This is a genomic window from Dolomitihabitans soli (assembly GCF_022213955.1).
In the GTDB taxonomy this organism is placed as follows: domain Bacteria; phylum Actinomycetota; class Actinomycetes; order Streptosporangiales; family Streptosporangiaceae; genus Streptosporangium_A; species Streptosporangium_A soli.
The window spans coordinates 53,168-78,573 of the sequence record NZ_JAKNTW010000027.1 but is presented as its reverse complement, the minus strand read 5'-3'; the positions used below and the strand labels follow the sequence as shown (position 1 = coordinate 78,573).

At 69.7% G+C, this 25,406-nt stretch carries 16 protein-coding genes; 7 read left to right on the top strand and 9 right to left on the bottom strand.

What is annotated here, in order from left to right; all coding sequences use genetic code 11:
* Positions 1 to 20 precede the first annotated feature (20 nt).
* The 4 genes from MBA17_RS37285 (at position 21) to MBA17_RS37270 (ending at position 4,437) form a co-directional block, all read left to right on the top strand.
* Positions 21 to 860: a (2Fe-2S)-binding protein gene (locus MBA17_RS37285; protein ID WP_238502274.1), complete on the top strand. Its 840-nt coding sequence runs from the start codon at positions 21 to 23 to the stop codon at positions 858 to 860.
* A 383-nt stretch (positions 861 to 1,243) separates the two neighbouring features.
* A complete protein-coding gene (locus tag MBA17_RS37280; RefSeq protein ID WP_238502273.1) occupies positions 1,244 to 2,365 on the top strand; it encodes an acyl-CoA dehydrogenase family protein in 1,122 nt (373 codons plus the stop codon).
* Positions 2,366 to 2,378: 13 nt separating this feature from the next.
* Positions 2,379 to 3,230, top strand: a complete 852-nt coding sequence (locus MBA17_RS37275) for a phosphate/phosphite/phosphonate ABC transporter substrate-binding protein (RefSeq protein ID WP_238502272.1) — start codon at positions 2,379 to 2,381, stop codon at positions 3,228 to 3,230.
* Between the two features lie 376 nt (positions 3,231 to 3,606).
* On the top strand, positions 3,607 to 4,437 hold the full coding sequence (locus MBA17_RS37270) for a ferritin-like domain-containing protein (protein WP_238502271.1): 831 nt from the start codon (positions 3,607 to 3,609) through the stop codon (positions 4,435 to 4,437).
* Positions 4,438 to 4,459: 22 nt separating this feature from the next.
* Here MBA17_RS37270 and MBA17_RS37265 read toward each other — a convergent pair whose 3' ends face one another.
* A complete protein-coding gene (locus MBA17_RS37265; protein WP_238502269.1) occupies positions 4,460 to 6,016 on the bottom strand; it encodes a DUF1349 domain-containing protein in 1,557 nt (518 codons plus the stop codon).
* 151 nt (positions 6,017 to 6,167) lie between these two features.
* On the opposite strand from MBA17_RS37265, the gene MBA17_RS37260 reads away from it, so the two are divergent.
* The 3 genes from MBA17_RS37260 to MBA17_RS37250 all read left to right on the top strand — a co-directional run bounded on the left by MBA17_RS37260 (position 6,168) and on the right by MBA17_RS37250 (position 11,160).
* On the top strand, positions 6,168 to 6,830 hold the full coding sequence (locus MBA17_RS37260; RefSeq protein ID WP_238502267.1) for a response regulator transcription factor: 663 nt from the start codon (positions 6,168 to 6,170) through the stop codon (positions 6,828 to 6,830).
* Positions 6,827 to 7,942 (top strand): sensor histidine kinase, encoded by a 1,116-nt coding sequence (locus MBA17_RS37255; RefSeq protein ID WP_238502265.1) that lies wholly within the window; start codon positions 6,827 to 6,829, stop codon positions 7,940 to 7,942. Before MBA17_RS37260 ends, MBA17_RS37255 begins: the two co-directional genes overlap by 4 nt.
* A gap of 419 nt (positions 7,943 to 8,361) precedes the next feature.
* Positions 8,362 to 11,160, top strand: coding sequence for an AfsR/SARP family transcriptional regulator (locus MBA17_RS37250; RefSeq protein WP_238502264.1), 2,799 nt, complete (start codon positions 8,362 to 8,364; stop codon positions 11,158 to 11,160).
* Between the two features lie 238 nt (positions 11,161 to 11,398).
* Here MBA17_RS37250 and MBA17_RS37245 read toward each other — a convergent pair whose 3' ends face one another.
* The 8 genes from MBA17_RS37245 to MBA17_RS37210 are packed head-to-tail and all read right to left on the bottom strand — an operon-like array spanning position 11,399 to position 25,123.
* Complete coding sequence (locus tag MBA17_RS37245) at positions 11,399 to 14,224, bottom strand: TIM-barrel domain-containing protein (protein ID WP_238502263.1); 2,826 nt, start codon at positions 14,222 to 14,224, stop codon at positions 11,399 to 11,401.
* The gene (locus MBA17_RS37240) at positions 14,221 to 17,472 is read right to left on the bottom strand and encodes a TIM-barrel domain-containing protein (RefSeq protein ID WP_238502262.1); all 3,252 of its coding nucleotides are present in this window, start codon (positions 17,470 to 17,472) and stop codon (positions 14,221 to 14,223) included. Before MBA17_RS37240 ends, MBA17_RS37245 begins: the two co-directional genes overlap by 4 nt.
* 17 nt (positions 17,473 to 17,489) lie before the next feature.
* Positions 17,490 to 19,694: a glycoside hydrolase family 31 protein gene (locus tag MBA17_RS37235; protein ID WP_238502261.1), complete on the bottom strand. Its 2,205-nt coding sequence runs from the start codon at positions 19,692 to 19,694 to the stop codon at positions 17,490 to 17,492.
* Entirely contained in the window at positions 19,691 to 20,881 is a 1,191-nt protein-coding gene (locus MBA17_RS37230; RefSeq protein ID WP_238502260.1) for a glycoside hydrolase family 15 protein, read from the bottom strand. Before MBA17_RS37230 ends, MBA17_RS37235 begins: the two co-directional genes overlap by 4 nt.
* Positions 20,882 to 20,923: 42 nt before the next feature.
* Positions 20,924 to 22,177 (bottom strand): ABC transporter substrate-binding protein, encoded by a 1,254-nt coding sequence (locus MBA17_RS37225; protein WP_238502259.1) that lies wholly within the window; start codon positions 22,175 to 22,177, stop codon positions 20,924 to 20,926.
* Between the two features lie 9 nt (positions 22,178 to 22,186).
* Complete coding sequence (locus MBA17_RS37220) at positions 22,187 to 22,993, bottom strand: carbohydrate ABC transporter permease (RefSeq protein WP_238502258.1); 807 nt, start codon at positions 22,991 to 22,993, stop codon at positions 22,187 to 22,189.
* Positions 22,986 to 23,924 (bottom strand): carbohydrate ABC transporter permease, encoded by a 939-nt coding sequence (locus MBA17_RS37215; protein WP_238502257.1) that lies wholly within the window; start codon positions 23,922 to 23,924, stop codon positions 22,986 to 22,988. The genes MBA17_RS37220 and MBA17_RS37215 overlap by 8 nt, the downstream gene beginning before the upstream one ends.
* Positions 23,921 to 25,123, bottom strand: a complete 1,203-nt coding sequence (locus MBA17_RS37210; protein WP_238502256.1) for an ROK family protein — start codon at positions 25,121 to 25,123, stop codon at positions 23,921 to 23,923. Before MBA17_RS37210 ends, MBA17_RS37215 begins: the two co-directional genes overlap by 4 nt.
* Positions 25,124 to 25,406 lie beyond the last annotated feature (283 nt).

Below are 25,406 nucleotides of genomic sequence, written 5' to 3'. Positions count from 1 at the left end.
TCGTTCCCAGGAGATCAACGATGGGCTTTGACCGCCTGACCGCCTCGACCCGTGAGACGGCGGCCGGGCTCGCCGCCGCACCGCCGGGCCTGCTGCCCGCCGGCCTTCCCGCCGTGTCGGCGGCCGCCGCCGACATCTCGGCGATCGGTGGCTACTTCGACCTCGGCACCGGGCCGGCCGAGGCCGGTTGGCGGCCGCTCACCGACCTGTTCACCACCCCGGACGCCCTGGAGGCCAGGATCGCCGACGTCGCCGAACGGCTCGGCACCACCGAGACCCGGGTGGCCGCCTCCATCCTCTTCCAGGGCCTGGCCGCCCGCCTGTGGTCACCCGTCCTCGGCGCCGCCGTGGTTCACGACCTGCTAATCGACCTGACACCCGCGGAGGTGTACTGGAAGACGGCTCCCAGCGGCCCTCTCCCCCTACGGGCCGCCCAGCTGACCGGCTGGCACGTCCGCGACCCCGCCCGGATCACCGAGGGGCTGTACCGCACCGTCGTCTCCGAACTGCTGGAACCGATGGCCGGGACCGTCCAGACCATCGTGAAGATCGCGCCCGGCCTGTTGTGGGGCAACGCCGCGTCCGCACTCGCCGGAGCCGTCCGCGCCCTGGCCCGCACCCGGCCCGAGCTCGCCCCCCGGGCGGTGGAACTGGGCCGCGAACTGCTGCGGGTGGGGCTGTTGCACGGCACGGGTGAGCTGGCCGAACCCGACCCCGGCCAGCCCTTCTTCACCCGCCGCAGCTGCTGCCTGTACTACCGCCTGCCCACCGGCGGCAAGTGCGGCGACTGCGCCCTGATCACCCCCGAAGCCCGCCACGAGCAGTGGGCGCGAGCCGTACGAGAGAGCCGAGGGACCTGACGGGCCGCACCGTCGTCGACGAACACGGCAACCCGGATCCGCGCCTGCGGCCCCGGTCTGGCCGAACCGATCGGCCTCCTCGCCCGGCACATCATCGCCCAGCCGGAAAGGAAACACGAAAAGCGCTCATGAAGATCTCCGCCAAATTCGGGGCGATTCCGCTTTAAGGGAATTAAAAGGTTAACGCTTCTCACTTGAGCGGCGAGGACTTCTATCTCATCTGACAGTTGACGCTAACGGAAGCCTTGCGTACGCTCCCCAAAGGGATAACCGTTTAGGTCGCCGCGTTTCGGTGTTGGATACGTGACATTTAGGCTTGTTGTTCGTCAGTCTATGTCGTGGATAAACCGACGACACATCTGATCCGAAAGTGGAGATGAGTCATGCCTTCAGAGCATCTCGCCGCCCTCGAATCCGTCATCGAATCCACGATTACTCCGCAAGCTTCCGAGACGGACCGGACCGGCACGTTCCCGCGGGCCGGTATCGACGCCCTTGCGAAAGCCGGCCTGCTCGGACTCATCAGTGCGAGGGACGTCGGCGGTCAAGGCGCGGGGATGGCCGCTGCCGCCCAGGTCATCGAACGTCTTGCGGGCTCGTGCGGCTCGACGGCGATGGTTCTTCTGATGCACTACTCGGCGACGGCGCTGATCGAGAGTCACGGCGCGCAGGATGTGCGGCAGGCGATCGCGAATAACGAGCATTTGACCACGCTTGCCTTCTCCGAAGCCGGATCGCGCAGCCACTTCTGGGCCCCGCTCGGCACGGCCACAGCTGATGGCGAGCGGGTGCGCCTCGACTCCGACAAGAGTTGGGTGACTGCTGCGGGCGAAGCGAACAGTTACGTATGGTCAAGCAAGCCGTTGGCCGCGGATGGCCCGATGAGCATCTGGAACGTCCCGAGCCGGTCGGCTGGATTGGACGTTCGCGGGCCCTTCGACGGTTTCGGACTGCGAGGCAACGCATCCAATCCGATCAAGGGGGACGGGGTCACGGTCGGCCGCGACGCGATACTCGGCGCGGATGGCTCTGGGCTCGACATCGCACTCCAGACGGCTCTGCCGCATTTCCTCGTGCTGAGCGCCTCCTTCTCGATCGGTCTGATGGAGGCGCTGGTCGCGGCGGCCCACAACCACCTTGTCGGTACCCGGCTCGACCATCTGGGGCAGACGCTCGCCGAGCAGCCGTTGCAGCGCGCGAGCTTCGCTCGACTGCGCACTGAGACCGACACGGCTCGGACGTTCCGGGACGACACCCTGGCTGCCCTCGAGAGCGGGCGGGCGGATGCCACACTTCGCGTGCTCCAGGTCAAGGCCGTGGCAGGCGAGTCGGCCGCCGAGGTCGCCGATGGCGTGATGCGGCTCTGCGGCGGATCCGCCTTCCGCAGGTCGACAGGCGTCGAGAGGCTGTTCCGCGACGCGCTCGCGGCTCGGGTGATGGCACCGACCACGGAGGCGCTGCAGGACTTCGTCGGCCGGGCGACGCTCGGTCTGCCGCTGTTCTAGGAGGACCATCGCAATGGCTCTGCTCATGGGCGCCGTAGCCTACGACCCCAAGGTCGTCACCATCTGGGGTGGATTCCGCTCGTGGTTCAACGAGCACGGCTTCCCGTTCGACTTCGTTCTCTACTCCAACTACGAACGACAGGCGGAGGACCTGGCCAACGGCCGGATCGACGCGGCGTGGAACTCGCCGCTCGCATGGATACGCAGCCGACGCCTCGCCGAGGCGAACCGCCGGCGGTTGACGCCTGTCGTCATGCGGGATACCGATCGTGATCTCACCTCGGTCATCGTGGTTCGCGCCGGCTCGCCGTACAAGGATCTGGCCGACCTCAAGGGCGAGACCGTCGCCGTGGGCGCGATCGACTCGCCGCAGGCCACGCTGCTGCCGTGCTCGTTCCTCGCCGCAAAGGGGTTGCAGCCGGGGGTGGACGTCGCAGTTCGCCGATTCGACGTCGGCGTGGGGCTGCACGGCGACCACATCGGTGGCGAGCGGGACGCCGCCCGAGCACTCGCGGCCGGCACTGTGGCCGCGGCCTGCATGATCGACTCGAACCATCTGCTGTTCGGCCGGGAAGGGACGCTGGCAGCAGGAAGCACCCGGGTGCTGGCCCAGACGCCTCCGTTCGATCACTGCAACATGACCCTCGGCGACACCGTGTCGACCGAGGTCATGAACGGGTTCCGCGATCTCCTTCTCACGATGTCGTATGCCGACCCGCAGGTACGCCCGCTATTCGACCTGGAGGGTCTCACCAGCTGGCAGGCCGGACGGACCAGCGGCTACAGGGCGTTGGAGACCGCCGTCGACGAGACGTCCTTCTACAGCGAGGAAGGCGCCGTCGCAGCGGTCGGTTACCAGCCGTGAGCACGCCTGCTGACCATGGGCTCGACCTCGGCGCGACCTCGGTTTCGAGCAAGGGGCGCACCTGCTGGTGCAGCGAGCCCTGCAAGATCTGCCGCCCGGTACGGAACTGGCTGTGGCAGGGCTCGATCCGGCCCTCGTCGTTCATCTGGAGGCATGGTGCCGTTCCAAGGGGCACCGAACGCAGCGGGCCGACGAGAACGACGACGGAGTGCGGGCCTGGATCACTCGAGGACGGACAGACCTCGACAGGTGGGCCCTCGCGGAGCGAGCCGGCCGGCCAGGTCCTGATGGCATCGTCGCCAGACCCCGTCTCCACTGGGGTCTGGCGGCCCGAGGAGCCCTGATCGAGCCTGGCGGGCCTGAGATCGCCGCCGACTTGATCGACCGGGATCTCGTCTGGGCCGAGCTTGCCCCAAGCCTGTACGCGCACGCCGCCTCGGCGCAATGGGATCCTGCCCAAGCAGTGCGATGGGACGCGGAGGTGCGACTCGCGCCCGACATCGAACGCGCGGTCGTACAGATCATGACATTCCTAGTGGAGAACGAGCAGGCGGCGCTGGTGGTTCCAGCCCGGCTGCTCGCTCGCATTCACCCGCACTTCCGGGAGGTCATTCAGCTTCTCGCCGCTCAGGCGGCCGATGAGGCTCGGCATGTCGAGATCTTCACCCGCCGTGCTCTCCTCACCGGAGGGGAGATGGGCACCTCATCGGTCAGCGGCAGGGAGTCACTGGCCACGCTGCTGACCGAGCCCGACTTCTCTCTCGCGTCGTTCCTGCTCTCAGTGCTGGGGGAGGGAAGCTTCCTCAACCTGCTGACCTTCATTGACAGGCATGCGCCCGACCCTGTCACTCGGGAGGTCGCACGGCTTGCCCGCCAGGACGAGGCCCGGCATGTGGCATTCGGCGTCGCACACCTTCAGCACCAGGGGAAGGTCGACACATCGCTCCTCGGTCGGCTCCGTGGCGCGGTCGAGCAGCGGCATCAAACCCTCATCTCGAGCGCGGGGCTGAACCAGGACGTGTTCGACGCCCTCGTCGTGCTCGCCGCAGGGGAATGGACTCCTGGGGGAATCCGGCGAGGTTACGCCGCCGTCCAGGAACTCCAGATCGAGATGGATGAGGGAAGGCGGCATCGGCTCGTCCGCCTCGGATTCCCGGGTGACGAAGCGGCTGAACTGTCCGCGCTGCACACACGGAACTTCATGTAGGCGTCTGAAGACGGTGAGCAGCTCACCCCCGCAGGCGAAACCGCACACCTGGCCGCCGATTGCGCATAGGCAATCGGTGTACGGCTATCGCCGCCCCGAGGGCGAGGGCGGCATATCCGCAGGTCACGGTCAACCCCGCCCATGGCGGGAGCGGGTAATAGCCCCCGAGTAGTGACTGGTCCACGTCCACATGCGCGAACGCGGGGACGCTCTGCGTGATCGCGAACCCGGCGGCAGGGGTGATCATCAGCAGCCATGGCGCCAGGCCCGCGGTCGCCAGCAGGTAGGGCACGACGACCAGCGCGATGGCCAGCCCGATGGCGACGATGCCCCGCTTGACCAGCGCGGCCAGGCCCAGAGCCAGCACGGCGACGGCCGCCGTCAGCGCCGCGTAGCCGACGATCACCCGCAGCTCGGTACCCAGGGTGATCGGCTGAATCGGGTTCTGATTGGCACGCAACATCGCCAGGCCGACAGGGACCACGACCCCCGAGGTCACCAGCCCCGCCACGAACGCGACCGCGCCGACCACCACGGCCTTGGCCGCCAGCAGCCGCGCTGGATGCGGCTCGGCCGGCAGACCGGTCCCGATCAGCCCCCGCCGGCGTTCCGCCGTGCAGAACGAGACCGCCACCACGAGCACCAGGATCAGCCCCACGGCCCCGCCGATCAGCATGAGGTCAGCGCGCAGACCGCCCCCCGCCGTGGCGGGCCCGATGTCCCCGACCCCGGTCACGAGGAGCTTGTCGCCGGACTCGACGACCCCGCCCGGGTGATGCGGGGTCTTGCCGTCGGGCCCCAAGGAGACGCCGACGTCGTCACGCCGCCACGAACCGTTCGCGCCCTGCAGCTTGATCTGGTCGAAGGTGGCGGTGGCCTGGGCGAAGGCTTGCGCCATCTGCCACAACGCGCCTGGCGAGGCGGCGAACAGCCCGATCTCGACCGTCTCCGGCAGCCCGGTCAGCTTGACCGTGCTGACCTCGGTCCACGTCTTGCCGTCGCCTGACTCATAGCCGGTGAGAGTGTCGCCCGACCTGGTCAGCCGCAGCCACCGTGGCCCCTGCACCGGACCGCCGGCCACATCGTGGGTGAAGTTGTGCTGCATCCTCACGCCGTGACTGCCGGTGATCATGACAGCGGCGTACGGCGTGCCCTGCGTGAGGCTCTCCCTGACGAGGAGCCCGGCCTTCGCCCACGGCACCACCCCTCCCTTGACGTTGCGCACCCCGGGTACGGCGTCCGGCATCCGCATCTGCCCGGTCATGTCCGACACACGGGCGGTGATGCTGCCGTTCCCCTTGAGTGGCTGATGCACGAAGTAGTACTTGTCCGTCACCGCCGTGCCATCGGGACCCACCAAAGGCGCGGGGCAGGGGCCGTCGCCCTTCCAGGTCACGCAGGTGCTGCGGGCGCCCCCGGCGACCAGCAGTCCGAGCGACACGGTGACCAGCACGGAGGCCGCCATGGCGAGCATCCAGCCCCGCACGGAGCGGAACCTGGTCCACTCCGTGCGCAGCAACTGAGGGAAACGGTCCTGCCCGGCCCGTTGACTGGATCGGTAGGTCGTGAATGGACTCATGCCGACGGTTGTACGCGGCACCCGGTTCCAGCCCGGTCGCAGCCGCTGCGACCGGGCTGCGACCGGGGATCTGGCATCGTTGGCCCATGGCACCCCGACCCGGCGGCCGGTTCGACCGCCACGCCCGCACGACGACCGGCGGTGAATGGCGGTGAGGGTCCTCGTCGTCGAGGACTTCGAGGTCCTCGCCCGCTCCATCGGAACCGGGCTGCGCCGCGAGGGCATGGCCGTCGACGTCGTCCTGGATGGAACCGACGCCCTCGACCGCCTGGCCGCCACCCGCTACGACGTGGTGATCCTCGACCGCGACCTGCCCGGCGTCCACGGAGACGAGATCTGCCGGCGACTCGCCCACGGCCGCTGCGCGACCCGCGTACTGATGCTCACCGCCTCCGGCACGATCGAGGACCGCGTCGACGGGCTCAGGCTCGGCGCCGACGACTACCTGCCCAAGCCGTTCGCGTTCGCCGAACTGGTCGCCCGCGTCCGTGCCCTGGCCCGCCGCGCCACTCCGCCGCTGCCGCCCACCCTGGCATGCGGGGACATCACCCTCGATCCGGCCCGCCGTACCGCGTCCCGGGCCGGTCGGCGCCTTGACCTGAGCCCCAGGGAGTTCGCCCTGCTCGAATGCCTGCTCGCCGTACCCGGCCTGGTCATCTCCGCCGAGGAGCTGCTGGAGCGCGTCTGGGACGAGGCCGCCGACCCCTTCAGCAGCGCCGTCAAGCACACCATGCACCGGTTGCGGGCCAAGCTCGGCGGCCCGCCCGTGATCGAGACCATCCGCGAAGGCGGCTACCGCATCGGACCGTCATGACCACCCAGACGCTCGCCGGCAGGTCGCTGCAGACGCGGCTCGCGCTGGCCTACGCGGCGGGCATCTACGCCGCGGGGGTCTTCGTGGTCGTATTCGTCGCCGTCCCGCTCGCCGGCATCCAGGCGACCACCCCCAAAGACCACCCCTCATCGAGCACGATCACCGGAGCCGGGCCCGGGATCAGCCTGCCCCAACTCCTCACGGGATCCGCCGTCGCCCTGGTCCTCCTGATTCCCATCGCCCTGACTCTCGGCTGGTACGTCGCCGGCCGGTTCCTGCACCCGCTGCGCGCCATCACCGCAACCGCCAAGATCATCTCCGCCGGAAACCTCCACCAGCGCCTTGACCTCGGCGAGCCCACGGACGAGCTGACCGAACTCGGCCACACCCTCGACGACCTGTTCGCCCGCCTGCAAGCCTCCTTCGACGCCCAACGCCACTTCGTCGCCAACGCCTCCCACGAGCTGCGCACCCCTCTCGCCGGCCTGCGCACCCTTCTTGAAGTCGCTCTCGCCGACCCCGATGCCGACACCGACACCCTGCGCTCGGCCTGCCAGGACGCCCTCGCTCTTGGCGAACACCAGGAGCGGCTCGTCGGAGCACTGCTCGCTCTGGCCACCAGCGAGCGCGGCGTCACCCGCTGGGACACCCTCGACCTCGCCCACGTCGTCGAAGGAGTGCTCGCCTCCCGCCGCGACCAAGCAACGCGGAACGGCATCGACCTAGCCGAACACCTGACGCCCGCAGTGACGGCCGGGGATCCGAGACTGATCGAAAGCCTCGTCGCCAACCTCATCGACAACGCCATCCACCACAACCACGCGGACGGGCACGTAAAGGTCACCACGCAGACCTCCGGCACGCAGGTGGCCCTTACGGTCACCAACAGCGGGCCGGCCATCCCCGACGACCAGATCCAGCGCCTCTTCCAACCCTTCCAGAAACTGGCGCCCGATCGTCACGGCCGCCGCGACGGCTACGGCCTCGGCCTCGCCATCGTCAATGCCGTCACGCAAGCTCACCACGCCACCCTCACCGCCGGCGCACGCCCCCAAGGCGGCTTGTCCATCACCGTGCAGTTCGCGCACGGATCTCATCCGAACCTTCCCTGACGTCAGGGGGACGACTGCGCGAGGGCGGCACCGGCCACCCGCGTCGGAGCGCTGGCTGGCGGTAACGCGGTTCACTATCGCCACTGGCCGATTGGTCGTCCCAGTTCACACCTCAGGTTCGAGTTTCGAGCGGCACGGGTGACCTCCTCGATCCGGTCCAGATCGGCCTCGCGGTCGTCCGTGGCGCAACGCCGTACACCTCTTCGATCTGGACATTAGGGCGTAGACCGCTATAACGTGCGGTCAACCCTCACAAGGGAGCACCGGGCAGGCCGGATGGCCTCCAGGGTGACGCCCTCTGACCCGGCGCAGCGCCGGCCGCCGTACCGACCGGGAGCGGTAGAGCGTGGAACATGCCAGCGTCATAGCAGCCCAAATCATTAGACTTCCGACTCTTCGTTGACGACGGGAGCACTCCCTTGAGGCTGGAGATCAGGTGCCTTGGCCCCTGGGAGGTCGAGGCCGACGGTATCCCGGTGAAGATCGCCGGGCTACGACGGATCGGGGTACTCGCCCGGCTCGCCCTGGCCGCGGGGCAGGCCGTACCCACTGATCGGCTTCTCGCCGACGTGTGGGCGCACAGTTCCGCCATGACCGCGGCCAAGCAGCTGCACATCGTGGTGTCGAAGCTCCGGGAGACGTTCGCCCCCTACGGCGGTGCGGAGATCATCCAGACCGTGCCCGGAGGTTATCTGCTCGCGGTCGACCGCGACCATGTGGACGCCCACGCCTTCACTCGCCTGTCCGCGCGGGCGCGCTCCGCCCGCGCGGAAGGTGCGACGGCGACCGCTGACGCGCTGTTCCGCCAGGCGCTCGGGCTGTGGCGGGGCCCGGCGCTGGCCGAGCTGGACGCGCCCTGGGCGAAGATCGAGACCGACCGGCTGGAGGCGGAGCGGCTGACCGTACTGGAGGACCATATCGAGCTGCGCCTGGCCGCCGGTGACCATCGCGCCGTGGCCGGCGTGCTCACCGCGCACGTCAGAGCGCACCCGCTGCGGGAGCGGCCCGCGGCCCAGCTCATGCTCGCCCAGTACCGCGACGCGCGGGTGCCCGAGGCGCTCGAGGTCTACCAGCGCCTGCGCCAGATCATGGTCGAGGAACTGGGCATCGAGCCCGGCGCCGAACTGCGCCGCCTCCACCAGGCCGTGCTCGTCAAGGATCCGGTGCTCGACCTGGCCCCCGCGCAGCAGGCCACGCCGGCCCGACACCTCACCCCGGCCGAGTTGCCCGCCGACACCCGGGCGTTCACCGCGCGGGCGGCCGAGATCGAGCGGCTCCACGCCGACCTGGTGAACGGCGCCGCGGTCACCGTGATCAACGGGCCCGGCGGCATCGGCAAGTCCGCGCTTGCCGTACATGTCGCTCATGCCGTGGCCGGGCGCTTCACCGACGGCGTCATCTACGTGAACCTGCACGGTTCCACCGCCGGGCTCACCCCACTGGCGCCCATCGAAGCGCTCCGCCACCTGCTGCGCTCCCTGAGACTGGACGGCGCCGCCGTACCCGCGGACACCGAGGAGGCAGCCGCCCGATACCGCTCGCTCACCGCCACAGGCAACCTGCTGGTGATCCTCGACAACGCCCGCGATGTGCGTCAGGTCCGCCCACTCCTGCCCGCCGGGCAGGGCTGCCGCGTCCTGGTCACCAGCCGCGATCCGCTGGCCACCCTGGACAACGCCCGGCACCTGCACCTCGGCAGGCTCGACGACACCGCCGCCGTCACGCTGCTCGCCCGGGTCGTCGGATCCGATCGCGTAGAGGCTGAACCGCGGGCGGCGGAGGAGATCGTACGGCTTTGTGGCGGTTTCCCGCTCGCCCTGCGCATCGCGGGAGCCCGCCTGGCAGCCCGACCCGACTGGTCGCTCTCCGATCTCGCGGTACGGCTGGCCGACGCCACCCGGCGGCTCGACCTGCTGGAGTACGCCGATCTGGCCGTACGCGCCAGCATCGCATTCAGCCACCAGCAGTTGCACGAGGAACCAGCCGGACGGGACGCGGCGCGGCTGCTCGCCCTGCTCGGGCTGCTGGATCTGCCCACGCACACCCCGGCCACCACGTCCGCACTGGCCGACTGGTCCGAGCATCGCGCCGAGGCCGCTCTGGAGCACCTGACGGATGCCCGCCTGCTCGAACCTGCCGGGCCGGGTCGCTACCAGTTCCACGACCTCGTCGGTCTGTACGCGCGGGAGCAGAACGTCCCCGACGAGGAAGGGGCGAGCGCGGTCGGTCGCGTGCTGCACCACTATCTGGCCACCGCGCAACGGGCCTCCGCGCTGCTGGACAACGGCCGCGTGGACGCGGATCGGTTCCCCGCCGAGCGGCCCGGGGAGGAACTCGCCACCCTGGCGGCCGCCAACGACTGGGTCGAGCGCGAGCGGGACAACCTGCTGGCCGCGGTACGGCTGGCGGCGCGTGACGCCGATTCTTCAACGGCGGGGCTCGCGAACATCGCTCAATGGTTGTTCGACTGTCGGGGCTGGTTCTCGGAGCTCATCGAGGTGAGCGAGGAGGCGCTGCGGCTGGCCAGGGAAGAGGAGGACTGGGCGGCCCAGGCGTCCCTGTTGCAGGGGCTCGGCTCCGTCCACCAGCAGCTCGGGCGCTTTCAGGAGTGCGTATCCCGCCTAGAGGACGCCCTGGTCTGCTGGGACCGGGCCGGGCTGCCGGACCGGAAGGCAGGGGTTCTCAACGACCTCGGCATCAGCTACACCATGATGGACCGCTACGACGACGCGCTCGCCGCGCTGGGGAGCGCCCTCGTCATCACCGAACGGACGAAGCGCAGGGATCATGAGGCCTACGTTCGTAACAATCAGGTGCACGTCTACTACCGCCAGGGGAGATACGGGGAAGCCGTGGGCGAGGCGCGGCATGCCCTGGCGATGATGGAGGAACTGGACAACATCGGTGGCCTCGGCATCGCCCACGACACCCTGGCCGACGCCTACCGGGCCCACGGAATGCTCCTTGAGGCCGTCGAGATGTACCAGCATGCGATCAAACTCCAGCGCGAGGTCGGATACGCCATGGGTGCCGCCGTGTCCTGCTGGTGGCTCGGCCACACCCTGTACGACCTGGGGCGGCATGAGGAAGCCAGGGAGTCCTGGCGGGAGTCGCTGGAAATCCTGCGCGAAGCCCGCCTCCTCACCCCCGCCGAGGTGGCGGACTACCTCGCACAGCCGGTCCCGGACACACCGGAACCGATCAGGAACCAGTTGTGACGGTGCGTACAGCTTGACCGCGCCGTAGAACTCATCCGCCACCGTCTTGCAGGCGACCCTCTTCGCGCCGGAGATCGCCTGTGTGCCGAAGGTCGGCTGCTCTTCGTCCTCGGCTGCTTCCAGCAGGCCAAGGATTTTGCTGGAAGCCCTCCGGCATCGGCCGGGCCGGTCTGCCGGCGGTGTGGCTTGCCGGCGCCCCGCCACCGAGGGGGAGGCGCCGGCAAGTGGAGGGTTCTGGTCAGAAGGCGCCCGTGCTGGTGCCTGCTGAGCCCACCGACGGCGTGGTGAATGTGTTGTTGCCTCCCGGCTCCCACAAGTCGGCCGTGTCCGGGAAGTTGGCTTCCTGGCGCTTGACGCACTTCCACTCGGCTGCGGTGTTCGGCGGCAGCTTGGACACCGTGCCCGTCCACGTCGGGTAAGCCGTCGGCGACAGCTTCACCGCACTGGCCACCGACCAGTTGCCGAGTTGGGGCAGGTTTCCGACGGCGTACACAGCCTGGCCGCTGGTGGTGGTGCCGTTGGCGCAAGAAAGGGTGACCGAGACCGGCGCCTGCCCGAGGGTGAAGGCGAAGGTCTTGGCGGCCGTGACGGACAGCGACGCCGACTTGGCGACGATCAGGTTGCCACCCGCGTTGTACCAGCCGCTGGCCGCTGCGTCGAAGGCCGCCTTGGTGGCGTGCTGGGTGAGCGCGGTGCCATTGAGCGTGACGGCGGACGCCTGGGTGTCGGCCACCAACTCGATGACGTTCTGCCGCGACGACGGCGCCCCGGTGTAGGTGCCGCTGGAGGCGGCCACGGTGACGGTGGCAACCGCGCCGCTGAGCTGCTGGCTGAGGGCCGTGGTTCGGACGGCTCCGCCCTGGTAGGCGGTGGTGGCGCCGTCGTCCTCGTAGAGGGTGAAGCTGCTGGAGGGGCCGGTGTGGACCCTGGCCATGAGCTCGTTGCGGGTGGTGGCGTCGGTGCGCCTGCCGATGACGTTCATCGTCTTGTCGTCGACGAACATCTTCGGGATGATCGCCCCGGCGCGGGCGAAGGCCGGCAGCCGGAAGGTGCCGTTGACCCACAGCGGCCGGTCGGGGAACCACTGCCCGGTGCTGGTCAGTTTCTCCCCGGTGGCGTAGTCGTACCAGATGCCCGCGGGCAGGTAGATGTCGCGCTCGCGCTCCCCCTGCCCGGCGGCGACGCCGACCAGCAGGTCCTTGCCGATGAGCTTCTGGTGGCCCATCTCCCGCACGTTCGCGTCGTTCTGGTAGTAGTACGCCAGCGGCGGCACCACCGGCTCGCCCGTGCTGTGGGCGCGGTGGGCGAGCGAGTAGTAGTACGGCGTCAGCTCGTAGCGTTGCCGCAGGTTGGCCAGGTTGCTGGCGGTGTGGCCGACTTGGTCGGGCGAGGTCTGGGCGCAGTTGCACAGGTTCTCGGTGTGCGGCCTGATCGGCACCTCGAACCAGGCGCCGTCGGCGAACCACTGGGTGTAGAGCTCGTTCAGATCCGAGTCGAGCATCTCGCGGCGGAACCCGCCGATGTCGGAGCCGAAGTAGTCGATTCCGGACATCGACATGTGCATCTGCACGTTCTGCTGCTGGGCCAGGGCGGTCAGCTTGGAGCCGATGTCGGCCGACCACATGGCCACGCCGTGCCGCTGCATACCGCCCGCGCCCGAACGGGCCAGCATGAACGGCCGCTTGGTGCCGGTGGCGTATCCGCGCGCGATGCTCTGCGCCCACTTGAGGTTGTAGACGTTGTGGTAGTCGGCGTGGGCGTGCTTGCCCGGCAGCACGCCGGCGGTCCAGTCGGCCGGGTCGTACATCTCGGGCTCGCCCAGGTCGAGCCAGTGACCGAGGATGCCCTGGTTGACCAGCGGCTGGCGTTTGGTGGTGTGCCAGTGGTCGCCCGCCGCGTCCTGCGTCCAGTCGATCATGCCGCCGCGTCCCCACCAGTCGTTGGTGGTCAGGTACGTCGGCGCGCACGTCGCGCACCCGGCGCGGACCAGGTAGCCGCGCGAGGCGAGGTCGGCGTGTTCGGAGTTGTTCTTGCCGATGTAGGACTCCTCGATCGTCATCAGCCCGACCCCGTCGGCCGAGGCCAGTGAGGAGATCTTGGTCGCCGGGTTGGGGAAGTTCGCGGTGTCCCAGGCGAGGGTGCCCATCCGGGTGTTGTCGGAGCCGGCCGCGACACCGCCGAACCACTGCAGGTCGAGCACGAAGCCGTCGACGGGGAACTTGGCGGTGCGCAGCCCGCTCAGCCGGTTGTCGATCTCGGTCCAGTTGTCGTAGCCGAACTCCGAGACCCACATGCCGAACGCCTTCTTCGGCGGCACCGGCGGCCGGCCGGTCAGCTCCATGTAGTCCTTGCGCAGGTCGGGCAGGTCGGCCCCGGTCATGGTGTACCAGCGCACCTGGTCGCCCCAGGTGTCGACGGTCCACGGGTCGCCGGTGAGGTTCCACTCCTGTTTGTAGACCTGGTCGAGGAAGAGGCCGTAGTTGAGGTTGGCAGCGCCGACCGCGAACAGCACGGGGATCTGCGCGTTGCCGACGGGCCCGTTGTCGGTGTCGTAGGCCATGGCGTTGCCGTACGTGCCGCCGGGGGTGCGGGTGCGGCCGACCCAGTCGCCGTCGGCGCTGCCGCCCATGAAGAACTGCTCGCCCAGGCCGTAGGCGTTCTGGATCGAGCCTTTCGTGATCGACAGGCCCTTCCACGCCGCGGCCAGGTTGCGCGGGCAGGCCTGGTACAGCAGCCGGGTGGGGTCGGAGACCTTCACGCAGAGCGTGCCGGCGGTGACCTCGACCTTCATCGAGGCCGTGGTCAGCGTGTTGCCGCTCTGGTTGAAGCTCGTCGGCCCGGTGTAGTCGGTCTTGGCGACCTGCGGGGTGGTGAACAGCGGCGACGAGGTGCCGGGGCTGGTGCCGTCGGCCAGCTCGAAGTGCACCAGATCGTCGTCGAGGAACTCCACGATCAGGTAGGTGGAGCCGCTGGTGAACTGGACCCGCTGCACGGCCGCCAGCGCGGGCGGCGCGACCAGCAGCGGCAACAGGACGGCGGCCAGCAGGAGGAGGGCGCGTCTCATGGGCGTGCCACCACCAGATGGTCGAGATTGACGCCGCCGCTGCCGTACTGGATCTTGACTGAGCGGGCGCCCGCGGTCAGGGTCACCGGAATGGTGGCGGTGCCCCAGGTGTCCCAGTTGCCGGTCGACGGCATGGACAGGGTGCCGACGGTGACGCCGTCGACCTGCACGGTGGCCGTGGCGGTGGCGGCGACGCCGTTGGCGTAGCGGAACTTCAGCGAGTGGCTGCCCCCCGCGTCGGCCTTGGCCTGGAAGGTGAGCGTGTCGCCGGAGGCGCTGAAGCCGTCGACGAAGCCGGTGCCGGTGTAGCCGGGATGGTCGGTGTTGACGGACGTGCCGGTGCCGGTGGCGAACTCGGCCTCGTAGCCGGCCTTGTCGACGCCGTTCAGCGTGATCGTCCGGTTGGCGGCGGAGGAGGCGAGCTTGACGTGGGTGAGCTGCTGCACCGGGTCCCACCACCAGCCTTCGGCGGCCGTCTTGAGCGCGGCCAGGCTGGCGCGGGCGGTGGCGCCGGTGACGCCGGTCGGCTTGGTGGAGGCGACCTGCAGCGTACTGGTCGTGGTCAGGGCCGGTACGGTCACCGTCGCGGTGTGCGCGGCCCAGTTCTCCGCCGAGCTGATGGTGCGGTTCACGCCCGCCGAGTCCTCGAAGTAGGAGTAGGAGGTGGATCCGGCCGGGTAGATGCGGAAGACGAGGTTGGTGTAACTGGTGACGCTGTTGCCGATCGTCGCGCCGAGCTGGTAGTCGGCGTTGAGGTTGAGCGGGATGATCGCGCCGGGCTTGGCGTAGACCGGGATGCCGTCCAGGCCGGCGTGGTAGGTCTTGGTCGCCGGGCCGGTGGCGCGCCCGCCGTTCCAAAGGTCGTACCACTCCCCCGCGGGCAGGTAGACGCTTTTGGACGTGGCGCCCTGCGCGGTGATCGGAGCGACCAGCAGTTGCGAGCCGAACATGTACTGCTGGTCCAGCGGGGCGGCGGTGGCGTCGCCGGGGAAGGCGAAGCTCATCGCGCGCATCATCGGCACGCCGGTCGCCGAGGAGGCCTTGGCCTCGGTGTAGAGGTAGGGGATCAGGTTCATCCGCACGTTGGCGAACTTGCGGAAGGTCGGCAGCACGCTGGTGTCGCCGGTGCGCGCCTGCACGTTCCAGGGCGTGCGTGCCTCGGAGACGGACGGGTTGGCCTTCTCGGAGTGGTACTGCATGATCGGCGAGAACGCCGCCTGCGCGGTGGAGCGCAGATAGAGCTCGGCGCTGGGGAAGGTGCCGGTGAATCCGGCAAGGTCCCAGGCGGTGTACGGCACGCCCGACTGCCCGGCGCTGAGCTGCGCCCGCACGGCCTCCTGGAAGGCGGAGAAGCTGGAGTTCTGGTCACCCGCCCAGAAGATCGAGTACTTCTGCGCGCCCGAGGTGCCCGCCCGGCTGAAGATCGTGTTCTGCGCGTTCTTGCTCTTGACGTAGGTGTTGTAGGCGCTGGTGTAGCTGTTGGGGTAGGCGTTGTGCATCTCGTCGCCCTTGCGGCCGTCGGCGAAGGTTACGCCGCGGCCGAAGATGGCCTCGCTGCCGTCGGTCTTGAAGCCGTCGATGCCGATGTCGAAGAGGTGGTCGCGCTTGCTCATCCACCAGTTGGTGGCCGCGGTGCCGGTGAAGTCGGGTACCAGCGAGTCGCCGAACCACTGCCCGGTCGGGATCCGGTAGCCGGGCACGACGTAGTTCTGCGCCTGAGCGTAGGCCTTGTCGTTGAGGTGCTGCTGCGGCGGGGTGGAGGGGTTGGTGTCGAAGTTCTCCTTCAGCACCGGGATCTGCCAGAGGATCACCTTGATCCCCTTAGTGTGCGCGTCGGTGATCATGGCCTGGGGGTTCTGCCAGGCCGTGCCGGCGGGAAAGGTCAGGTCGGAGTAGGCGAGTTTGCCGCTGCCCGGTTTGGCGGTGTAGGTCGCGCCGTGCCAGACGTAGAACGTGGCCTCGTCGCTCCACTGTTCCAGTACCAGGGCGGTGTGCGGGATGTCGTGGGTGGTGGTGTTGCCGAGCTCGGCGGTGACCTCGGCCTGCGTGTTCCACTCGTTGGCCGACATCCACACGCCGAAGGCCCACTTCGGCGGCAGTTGCGGGCGTCCGGTGACGGCCGTGTAGTCGTCGACGATGTCCGCCGGGCTGCCGGCGAAGAAGTGGTAGTCGAGGGTGGAGTTCAGCGCTCCGCCGGTGTCGACGCTGAATCCGGCCAGGTCGCTGAGGTGGGTGTTGAGGTTGAAGATCGAGTAGCGGGTGCTGGGGAGATAGACGCCGTAGCCGGCCGAGTTCAGGAAGAACGGCACGCTCAGGTAGGTCCTGCGGGTGGCGCCCTGGTCGCGGTACTGGTTGTAGACGTAGTTGTGCACGTCCGTGCCGCGCTGGTCCAGCCGGTCGTAGCGCTCGCCGAAGCCCTCGAACCGCTCCCCCGCGGGCGACAGGAAGTGGTCCTCGATCTTGGTGATCGTGGTCGCGCCGTCGCTGGCCCAGCCGATGTTGCGGAAGACCGCCGGGTCGTACTGGCGGGTGATGAGCGTGGTGCCGTCGCCTTTGTAGACCGACAGGCGGTAGGGCGTCTTCTGGATCTTCAGCACCAGCGAGCTGGTCGAGATGGTCAGCGTGCCGGTCGAGTTGGTCACCGTGTAGCCGGACACGCCGGAGATGTTCAGCCCACTGCCGCTCGGCGCGATCTGGGTGCGGAAGCGGTCCGGCGCGGGGAAGGCGAAGCGGATCTTCGGCGTGAAGCTGCCCGCGCTGTCGCCCGTGGTGACGTCCACCGAGGTGCCGTTGTCGGTGTAGCCGGTCACGTTGGTGACGGTGCTCCACGACGTCACGGTGAACGAGAACGGGCCGGTGCTGCGCTGCCCGGCTCCGTTCACGTCCGCGTTGACCGTGTAGGAGATCTTGTCGCCGCGGACGAAGCCGCCCAGGTTGAGCTTCCAGTAGGAGTTGTTCCCGTTGTTGTAGTCGAAGGCGGCGCCGATCGGGGTCTGGCCGACCCCGTTCTTGGTCCAGGTCACCCAGACGCTCTGGCCCGGCTCGATCGGCCAGGTGGTGGCCTTGATCTGGACGTTCTCGCCGGCCATCGGGTCACGCGGCGAGCGCTCGGTGGGCTCGGTGGAGTAGAGCTCGTCGATGCCGGTGGGATTGTGGGCGATGCCGTCCAGCGCGTACGCCGGGGCATGAATGAGAGAGGCGAGCAGGACGATGATCGCGACGACGGCGCCGGACCGTAACCGTTTCACGTGGGGGGTGCTCCTCTTCAGACGGAGAAGACGGCTGAGAGCTCGGGCCAGCGCTCCGCGAGGCAGAGCACCGGCGGCCGGTCGAGGGGCGCGGCGAGCGTGCGGACGCCACCGCCGCGGTGGGTGTGGCCGGTCCAGACGTCGACCCACGCGCCCTCGGGCAGGTAGGCCTCGATCCGGTCGGCGCCGGGCTCGGTGACGGGGACGACGAGCAGGGCGTCGCCGAGCTTGTACTGCAGCGGGTACGCCCAGACGGCCTCGTCGCCGGGGTGGTCGAAGAACAGGCCACGCATCAGTGGCGGGCCGCCGCGCACGGCCTTGGCCGCCTCGCCCGCCAGGTAGGGAACCAGCCGCTCGCGCAGCTTGGCGAAGGCACGGAAGAGCGGGATCACCCTCTCGTCGCCGGTCTGCTCGGCGACGTTCCACGGGGTGCGGTCGCGCAGCGGCCTGCGGTGGTGGTTGAACTCCGAGTGGTACTGCATGATCGGCATGAACGTGCTCGTACCGGCCGCCCGCAGGTACAGCTCGGCGCCGGGAACGTCACCGGAGAATCCGGCCAGGTCCCAGCCCCAGTAGACGATGCCGCAGGCGCCGGCGGTGATGCCCGCCCGGATCGAGGAGCGGAAGGCCTCCCAGGTGGAGTCCTCGTCACCCGCCCAGAAGGCTCCGTGTGACTGGGATCCGGCGAATCCGGCACGGCTGAAGGTCACCGGCGCCTTGCCGTACCTGCTGAGCAGGTCGCCGAAGGCGCGGGCGTAGTGCACCGGGAACAGTCCGTTGCCGTCGGCGCCGCAGCGGCCGTCGGCGTAGCGCAGGTCGTGGCCCCAGGCGTGCTCGCCGCCGTCGGTCTTGAACCCGTCGATCCCGACCTCCCCGACGAGGTAGGCGCGCTTGGCCGTCCACCAGTCGCGCACCTCCTGCGAGGACAGGTCGGGCATGAGCGCCAGCGGGAACCACCAGCCCCGGTTGCGGTACGGCCGGCCGTCGGCCTCCCTGACGCCGTATCCGTACTCGACGAGCTGGCGCGCGTCCACGGCGGCCTGGTGCCCGGGGTGGGGGCGCATCTTCTGCAGCGGGATCTGCCACAGCAGCACCTTGATGCCGCGCTCGTGCAGCTCGTCCACCATGCCCTTGGGGTCGGGCCACGGCCCGTCGGCGGGAAAGGTGTAGTCGGCGAGGGTGTGCGCCTCCTCCCCCGGCTCGTACTGCGCACCCCGGAAGGCGGTGAAGGTGCTCTCGTCGCTCCACGCCTCGATGACGAGCGCGCCGACCGGGATGTCGTGCTCGCGGTGGGCGTCCATCTCGGCCATGACCCGGGCCCGGGTGTTCCACTCGTTGCCGCTGGCCCACAGGCGGAAGACCCAGTCGGGCAGCTCGGTCGGCCGGCCCACGTCGCCGAGGAAGGCGTCGAGGATCTCGGCCGGGCTGCCCTCGTAGAAGGTCACGGTCAGGTCGTCGCCCTCAGCCTCGACGGCGAGCGTGTCGCCCACGTCGTACCAGGTCCGACGTGAGGTCGCCACGTGGAAGCCCCAGCTCCGGCCGCCACCGACCACGATGGCGAACGGCATCGGCAGGTAGGTGCGCCCGTGCGCGCCCTGCGCCTTGTACTGTTCGAACACGACCGCGTCAAGCGACCTGCCGCGCTGGTCGACGCTGTCGAAGCGCTCACCGAAGCCGACCACGTGCTCGCCCGGCGCCGACGCGATCTCGAAGCGGCCGCGCAGAGCGCCGTCGCCGTCGATCAGCCAGCGCACGCTGCCTGACCGGGTCCGGTCGGACCCGCGCACAGTCAGCTTGCCGCCGGAGTCCTGCCAGCTCGCCGCGGTGACGTCGAACCAGCGGCTGGTACGGCGGGCGCCGCCTTCGGTGGTGGCGACGAACCTGTAGGAGTAGTGGTGGCCGGCCCGCAGCGACGGCGTGGTGACGCTCCAGGAGCCGGACGCGGCTCGGGCCGCGCGGGCCTGCGCGGCGGCCAGGTGACCACCGTCGACCTGGTCACCCTCCCCCTCCCCCGCCTCCGCGGCCGCGAGCCCGGCCCTGGCCAGGGTGAGCTCGGCGACGTCCTGCCCGTCGACGCGCCACTGGCACGCCAGCTCGGTCACCGACATGGCGGCGCGCACCCGCAGCTCGACCGCCTGACCGTCCATGGGAATGACGGGGATTCGCTGATCCTGGGTCTCGGCGTACGGGTGGCCCGAGCCGTACGGGCGGTGGGTGATCACGCGCGGACCTCCAGCGCATCGGCGAGCATCAGATACATTCCGTGCGACCACAGCAGGGGACGCGCCACCGGCCCCCACCGCTCCAGCCACTCCTCGCGTCGGCGCGGCGCGAGCAGCACGTCCGACACCTGCTCCGGCAGTTCGCCCGCCTCGTCGGCCTGGGCGGCCATCCAGTCCAGGTAGCGCAGCGCCTCGGCACGGCGGCCCGCGGCCGCGTGGTTGAGGCCGAGGAAGCCCGCCAGCAGCAGCCAGCGGCCGCCGCCGTAGAAGGTGTCGGCCCGGAAGCGGTGCACGCCGCCGTCGCGGGCGAGCTGCCGCTCCACCTCGGCAACCGTCGCCACCGCCACCGGGTGGTCGACGGGATAGAGCCCGAAGGGCGCCACGCAGGCCAGCAGGGAGGCGTCGACGGCGTCACCGCCAAGCCCCTCGGCGTGCAGATCATGCAGCGGCGCGACGGGCCCGTCCGGTTCCGCCGGCATGGCGCCCTGCGCGCTCGGCAGCCACTTGCGCAGGTGACCCGCGGGGGCGACGCCCTGTTCGGCCACCAGCGCGGCGATCTCGGCCACTGCTTCCGAGGCGGCCGCGGCCTCGCCGCCGGGGAGGGTGCCGCCGGTCACGGCCGCACGCAGGCCCGCGTGCACGGCCCCGAGCGTCGAGACGTGCCGCTGGTCGACGTGCTCCTCCCACCAGTCGTAGCAGGGCTGGTTCCAGAACCACGTCAGGTAGAGGGCGGCGACCCGCACCGCCTCGTCCGCTCCCGGCACCCGCACGCCGTGCCGCGCGGTGTGCTCGGCCAGCGCCCACAGCCACGTGCCGTAGCCGTCGAGCTGGTGATCCCACCACTCGTCGGCGCCGTCGCCGCCCTCCAGAGTGAACCTGGTGGGCAGCATCTCGGCCGCCGACACGGGCAGCCCGGCGCGGGCCCGGCGCACCAGGTCCTCCACCCGGGCGTGCCGGGCGCCGATCACCTCGGCGCACCAGGCGTGGAAGGCGCTCGCGCCGGCGACCTGCCCGGCCCGGCTCATGCCCTCGGCGATGAACGCGCCGTCGCGCAGCCAGGCGTAGCCGCGGTAGGCGGAGAAGGTGGGACTGGCTGGGTAGGCCCCCGACGGCGACTGATGCATGCTGATCACATCGATGCTGCGCGACACGAGCTGCGCCCGCGCCAGGTCGCTTCCTACGATCACTGGGTCAGTTCTCCTGGTTGATATCTCCTGGTGGACGGGGGGTCAGCCGAGCAGGCCGTCGACTTTGGACGCGGCCGCGGTCAGCGCCTCCTCCACGGAGACCCGGCCGGCGGCCGCGTTGCCGAGCTCCTGGGTCACCGCGTCCTGCATCTCCTGCTGACGCTTGATCACGGGCGGCAGCGCGATCGACTTGAGGGAGTCGAAGACCGCCTGCCGGTTGGCCGGCTTGGGGTCCTTCAGGTAGCCGGCCAGCACCGCCTGGTCGGAGATCGGCGGCAGCTCCCACGACGACTCGATGCGGGTGGTGGCCGCGACGTTCGAGGAGGACAGGAACTTCGCCCAGGCGTACGCCTCCTTGCCGTGCTTGGTGCCGGGCGAGGCGGCCACCGAGTTGTGGAAGACCGCGCTGGCCTTGGTCACGTCACCGGGCTCGGCGACCACGTCCCACTCGAACGGCACGTCCTTCAGCCCGGCGAACTGCCAGATGCCGTTGTGCCACATGGCGAGCTTGCCCGACTTGAACAGGTTGGTGTCGTAGTCGGCGGTGCCGCCGATCTCCGCCTCCGTAGGCATGGTCTTGCCGACCTTGGACACCAGCCAGGTGGCGGCCTTGACGCCTGCGGCGCTGTTGAAGGTCGACTTCTTGCCGTCGGGCGACATGAACTCGCCGCCGGCCTGCTTGAGCGCCTTGTAGAACTCGAAGAACTGCACCGGCTGGAAGTCGCCGTAAACCTTGGCGCCCTTGTCTGTCAGCTTCTCGGCGGCGGCCTGCTCGTCGGCCCAGGTCCAGTCGGCGGTGGGCAGCGCGACGCCGGCCTTCTCGAACAGCTCCTTGTTGTAGAAGAGCACCACGGTCGAGAACGAGGCGGGCAGCGCGAACTGCTTGGAGTCGTGCTTGAAGGCGTTGAGCGACTCCTCGGCGAACCCGGTCGGGGCGGTGTCACCGGCGACCGTTCCGAGGTCCAGCAGCGAGCCGGCGCTGGCGTAGGTGACGAAGTTCTCGTAGTTGAGCTCGAAGGTGTCGGGCGCGGTGCCACCGGCGATGCTGGTCTGCAGCTTGGTGAAGTACTGGTCGTACGGCGCGGTCTCGACGACCACGTCGATCGTCGGGTTCTCCTTCTCGAACGCCAGGACGATCTTGTCGAGGTCCTTCACGTGATCGGGAGCCGCGGAGAAGGTGAAGTAGCGCAACGTCACCTTGCCGCCCTCGGCCGTGGCGGTGTCCTTGGTAGCCGAGCCCTGCGAGCAGGCGGTGGCCAGCGCGGCGAGCGCCAGGAGGGCGATGGTCTTCTTCACGGGGGGTCCTTACTTGAGCCCGGACTGGGCGACTGAGGCGATGACGTGCTTCTGGGCGAAGAGGTAGAGGATGAGGATCGGCACGACGCTGACCACGGATCCGGCCATGACGACGTTCCACTCGGTGGTGAAGCGGCCGTGCAGCTCGGCCAGGCCGAGCGGCAGCGTGAAGAACTCCGGCGAGCGCAGGATCACCAGCGGCCACAGGTAGCTGTTCCAGCTGGCCATGAAGCCGAAGATGGCGAAGGTGGCCAGCGCCGGCCGGATCAGCGGCAGGACGACGAAGACGAAGATCCGCAGATGACCGGCGCCGTCCAGGACCGCGGCCTCGTCGAACTCCCTGGGCACCTGCTGAATGGCCTGCCGCAGCAGGAATACCCCGAAGGCCGAGGCGATCGTGGGCGCCAGCACGGCGAAGTAGGTGTCGGTCAGGTCGAAGGTGCGCATCTCGATGAACAACGGCACGATCAGCACCTGCAGCGGCACCATCAGCGTGGCCAGGTAGACGGCGAACAGCGCGCCGCGCCCCGGGAACGGCAGGCGGGCGAAGGCGTATGCGGCCATGGCGCTCGTGATCAGCTGCAGCGCCGTCGACACGACGCCGATCCAGACGCTGTTGGCCAGGATGCGCCAGAAGGGCAGCGCCTCCAGCAGCCGCGCGTAGGCCGCCAGCCCCGCCCCTTCCGGGGTGAAGTCCGGAGGGGAGGCGAGCACCGCCCCGTCGGGCGTCAGCGAGGTGATCACCGCCCAGGCGAACGGGAACAACATCACCAGCGCGCCCGTGGTCACCAGCAGGTATCTCAGCGCCTTACCCATAGTTCACCCACTTGCGCTGGCCGCGGACCTGGATCAGGGTGACCATCAGCACGACCGCGAACAGCAGCCACGACAGCGCCGAGGCGGCGCCGGCTCTGCCGTACTCGAAGGTCATCTTGTAGACCTGCTCCACCGCGACCTGGGTGGCGCCGCCGGGGCCCCCGCCGGTCATGACGTGCACCTGGTCGAAGACCTGGAAGCCGTTGATGAGGGAGATCACGACGACGAAGAAGGTCGAGGGCGACAGCAGCGGCAGCGTGATGCTCCGGAACCGTTGCCAGGCCGAGGCGCCGTCGACCCTGGCCGCCTCGTGGTACTCGCCGGGGATGGCCTGCAGGCCCGCCAGCAGGATGATCATGACGAAGCCGAGGTCTTTCCAGGCCGAGGCGAGGATGATCGACGGCATCGCCCAGTGCGGATCGGTCCACCAGCCGGGCCCTTCGACACCGATCACGCCGAGCGCCCAGTTGACGATGCCGCTGGCCGGGTTGAGCAGCCACTTCCACATCAGCGCCACGACCACCCAGCTGGTGATCACCGGCAGGAAGTAGATGGCGCGGAACAGGTTGCGCCCCTTCATCGCCCGGTTGAGCAGCATCGCCAGCCCGAGCCCGCCCGCGTAGACCAGGGGCAGGTAGCCGGCGATGAAGTACAGCGTGTGCAGGAAGGCCGCTCTGGTCTCCTCCTCGCCGAGCAGTTCGAGGTAGTTGGCCAGGCCCACCCAGCGCATCGGCTGCAGCAGATCCCACTCGTGCAGGCTGACCCAGAGCGAGCCCGCCATCGGGATCAGGGTGAAGAGGGTGAGCGGGACCAGGCTGGGCAGCAGGAAGATCGCGACGGTGCCCGCGTAGCGCCAGCGCTGCCCTGCCGTACGGCGCGGCGGCGCGGCGTGCCGCTTGACCGGTGGCGGCGCCTGCGTGGTCAGGCTCATGGCTGGGCCCCGATCAGCCGGGCGCGGACCAGCCGGCCCTGCTCGCCGGCGGCCCCGGCGGCGTCGAACGGCGTGGCCAGCACCAGCGCGGCGGCGCCCTGCGCCCAGCTCGTCTCGTCCCAGCCCTCCACCTCGATGGAGATGTCGCGGCGCCCCGGCATGAGCTGCGCGCGGACGGCACGGTCGAAGCCGGGCTGCCAGAACGGCCAGTGCGCGACCCCCTCGCCGAGCACGACCACCACCTCGGGGTCGACCACGTTGATCAACCCGGCGACGGCCCTGCCCAAGATGGCACCCGCCTCGGCGAAGACGTCCAGCGCCACGCGCGAGCCCCGGGTGGCAGCCCGGCCCAGCTCGTCCACCGACGCGGGCCCCGGCGTGCCGAGGTCGCCGGCCGCCGCTGCCGCCAGCAGGCCCGCCGCGCCCACGAACGCCTCCAGGCAGCCGTACGACCCGCACCCGCACGGCGGGCCGTCCTCGGCCACCGGCACGTGGCCGAACTCGCCCGCGCCGCCCCGGGCGCCTCGGTACACCCGGCCGTCGGCGACGATCGCGGCGCCGACGCCGCGCCCGATGGTGAACACGAGAAAGTCGCGGTGAGTACGGCCCCGCCCGTACAGGCGCTCGGCCGCCGCCAGCGCGTTGACGTCGTTCTCGACCAGCACCGGCAGCTTGAGCCTGCGGCGCAGCCGCTCACCGACCGGCATGCCCTGCCAGCCCAGCGTCGGAGCGTTGACGGTACCGACCGCCTGGTCGTCGACGGCGCCCGGCACCCCGACGCCGACGCCGAGCAACACGGGGCCCTCGCTCAGCGAGTCGAGCGTCACCTCCACCGCGGCGGCCAGCTCGTCGAGCGAATGCGGCGAGGCCGGGTCGAAGGGCCGTTCCCAGGAGCCGAGGACGACTCCGTCGAGACGGACGTCGACCAGCACCAGGTGGTCAGCGGTGACCTTGACGCCGACGGCGCGGCCCGCGCCGCCGATGAGGCCGAGCAACTGGGCGGGACGCCCGCCGCGCGAGGGCTTGAGGTCAAGCTCCTCCATCATGCCCGCGCCGAGCAGGTCGCGGGTGAGCTGCGTGACGGTGGCCGGGCTGATGTCCAGCTCTCGGGCGATATCGGTACGGCTGAGCGGTCCGAGCGTGCCCAGGAGGGCAAGGATCGCCGTCCTGGTCAGATCGCCGCGGTCAGTGCCTGCCATAAGGAGAGACCAGGCTTTCTTCGGCAATAAAGTTAGTGGTGAAAATATGCGACCACGGCTCTGCCGTTGTCAAGCCTCCGAAACCGTCCTGAAATCAACCTGGCCCAGCCCGCGATCGGCTGGCTGGGCGGTGGGCCGGGTCAGATCCTCCATAGGGTCCGCTCCGGCCGGTCGGTGGGCGGCCATGCCGGGTGACTCGCTGACGGGTTATCCGGCACCACCGCGCTCGCGGCGGAGCATGTGGGGACGCGCGTGACGGTCCACCCCCGCGAGAACCGGGGTT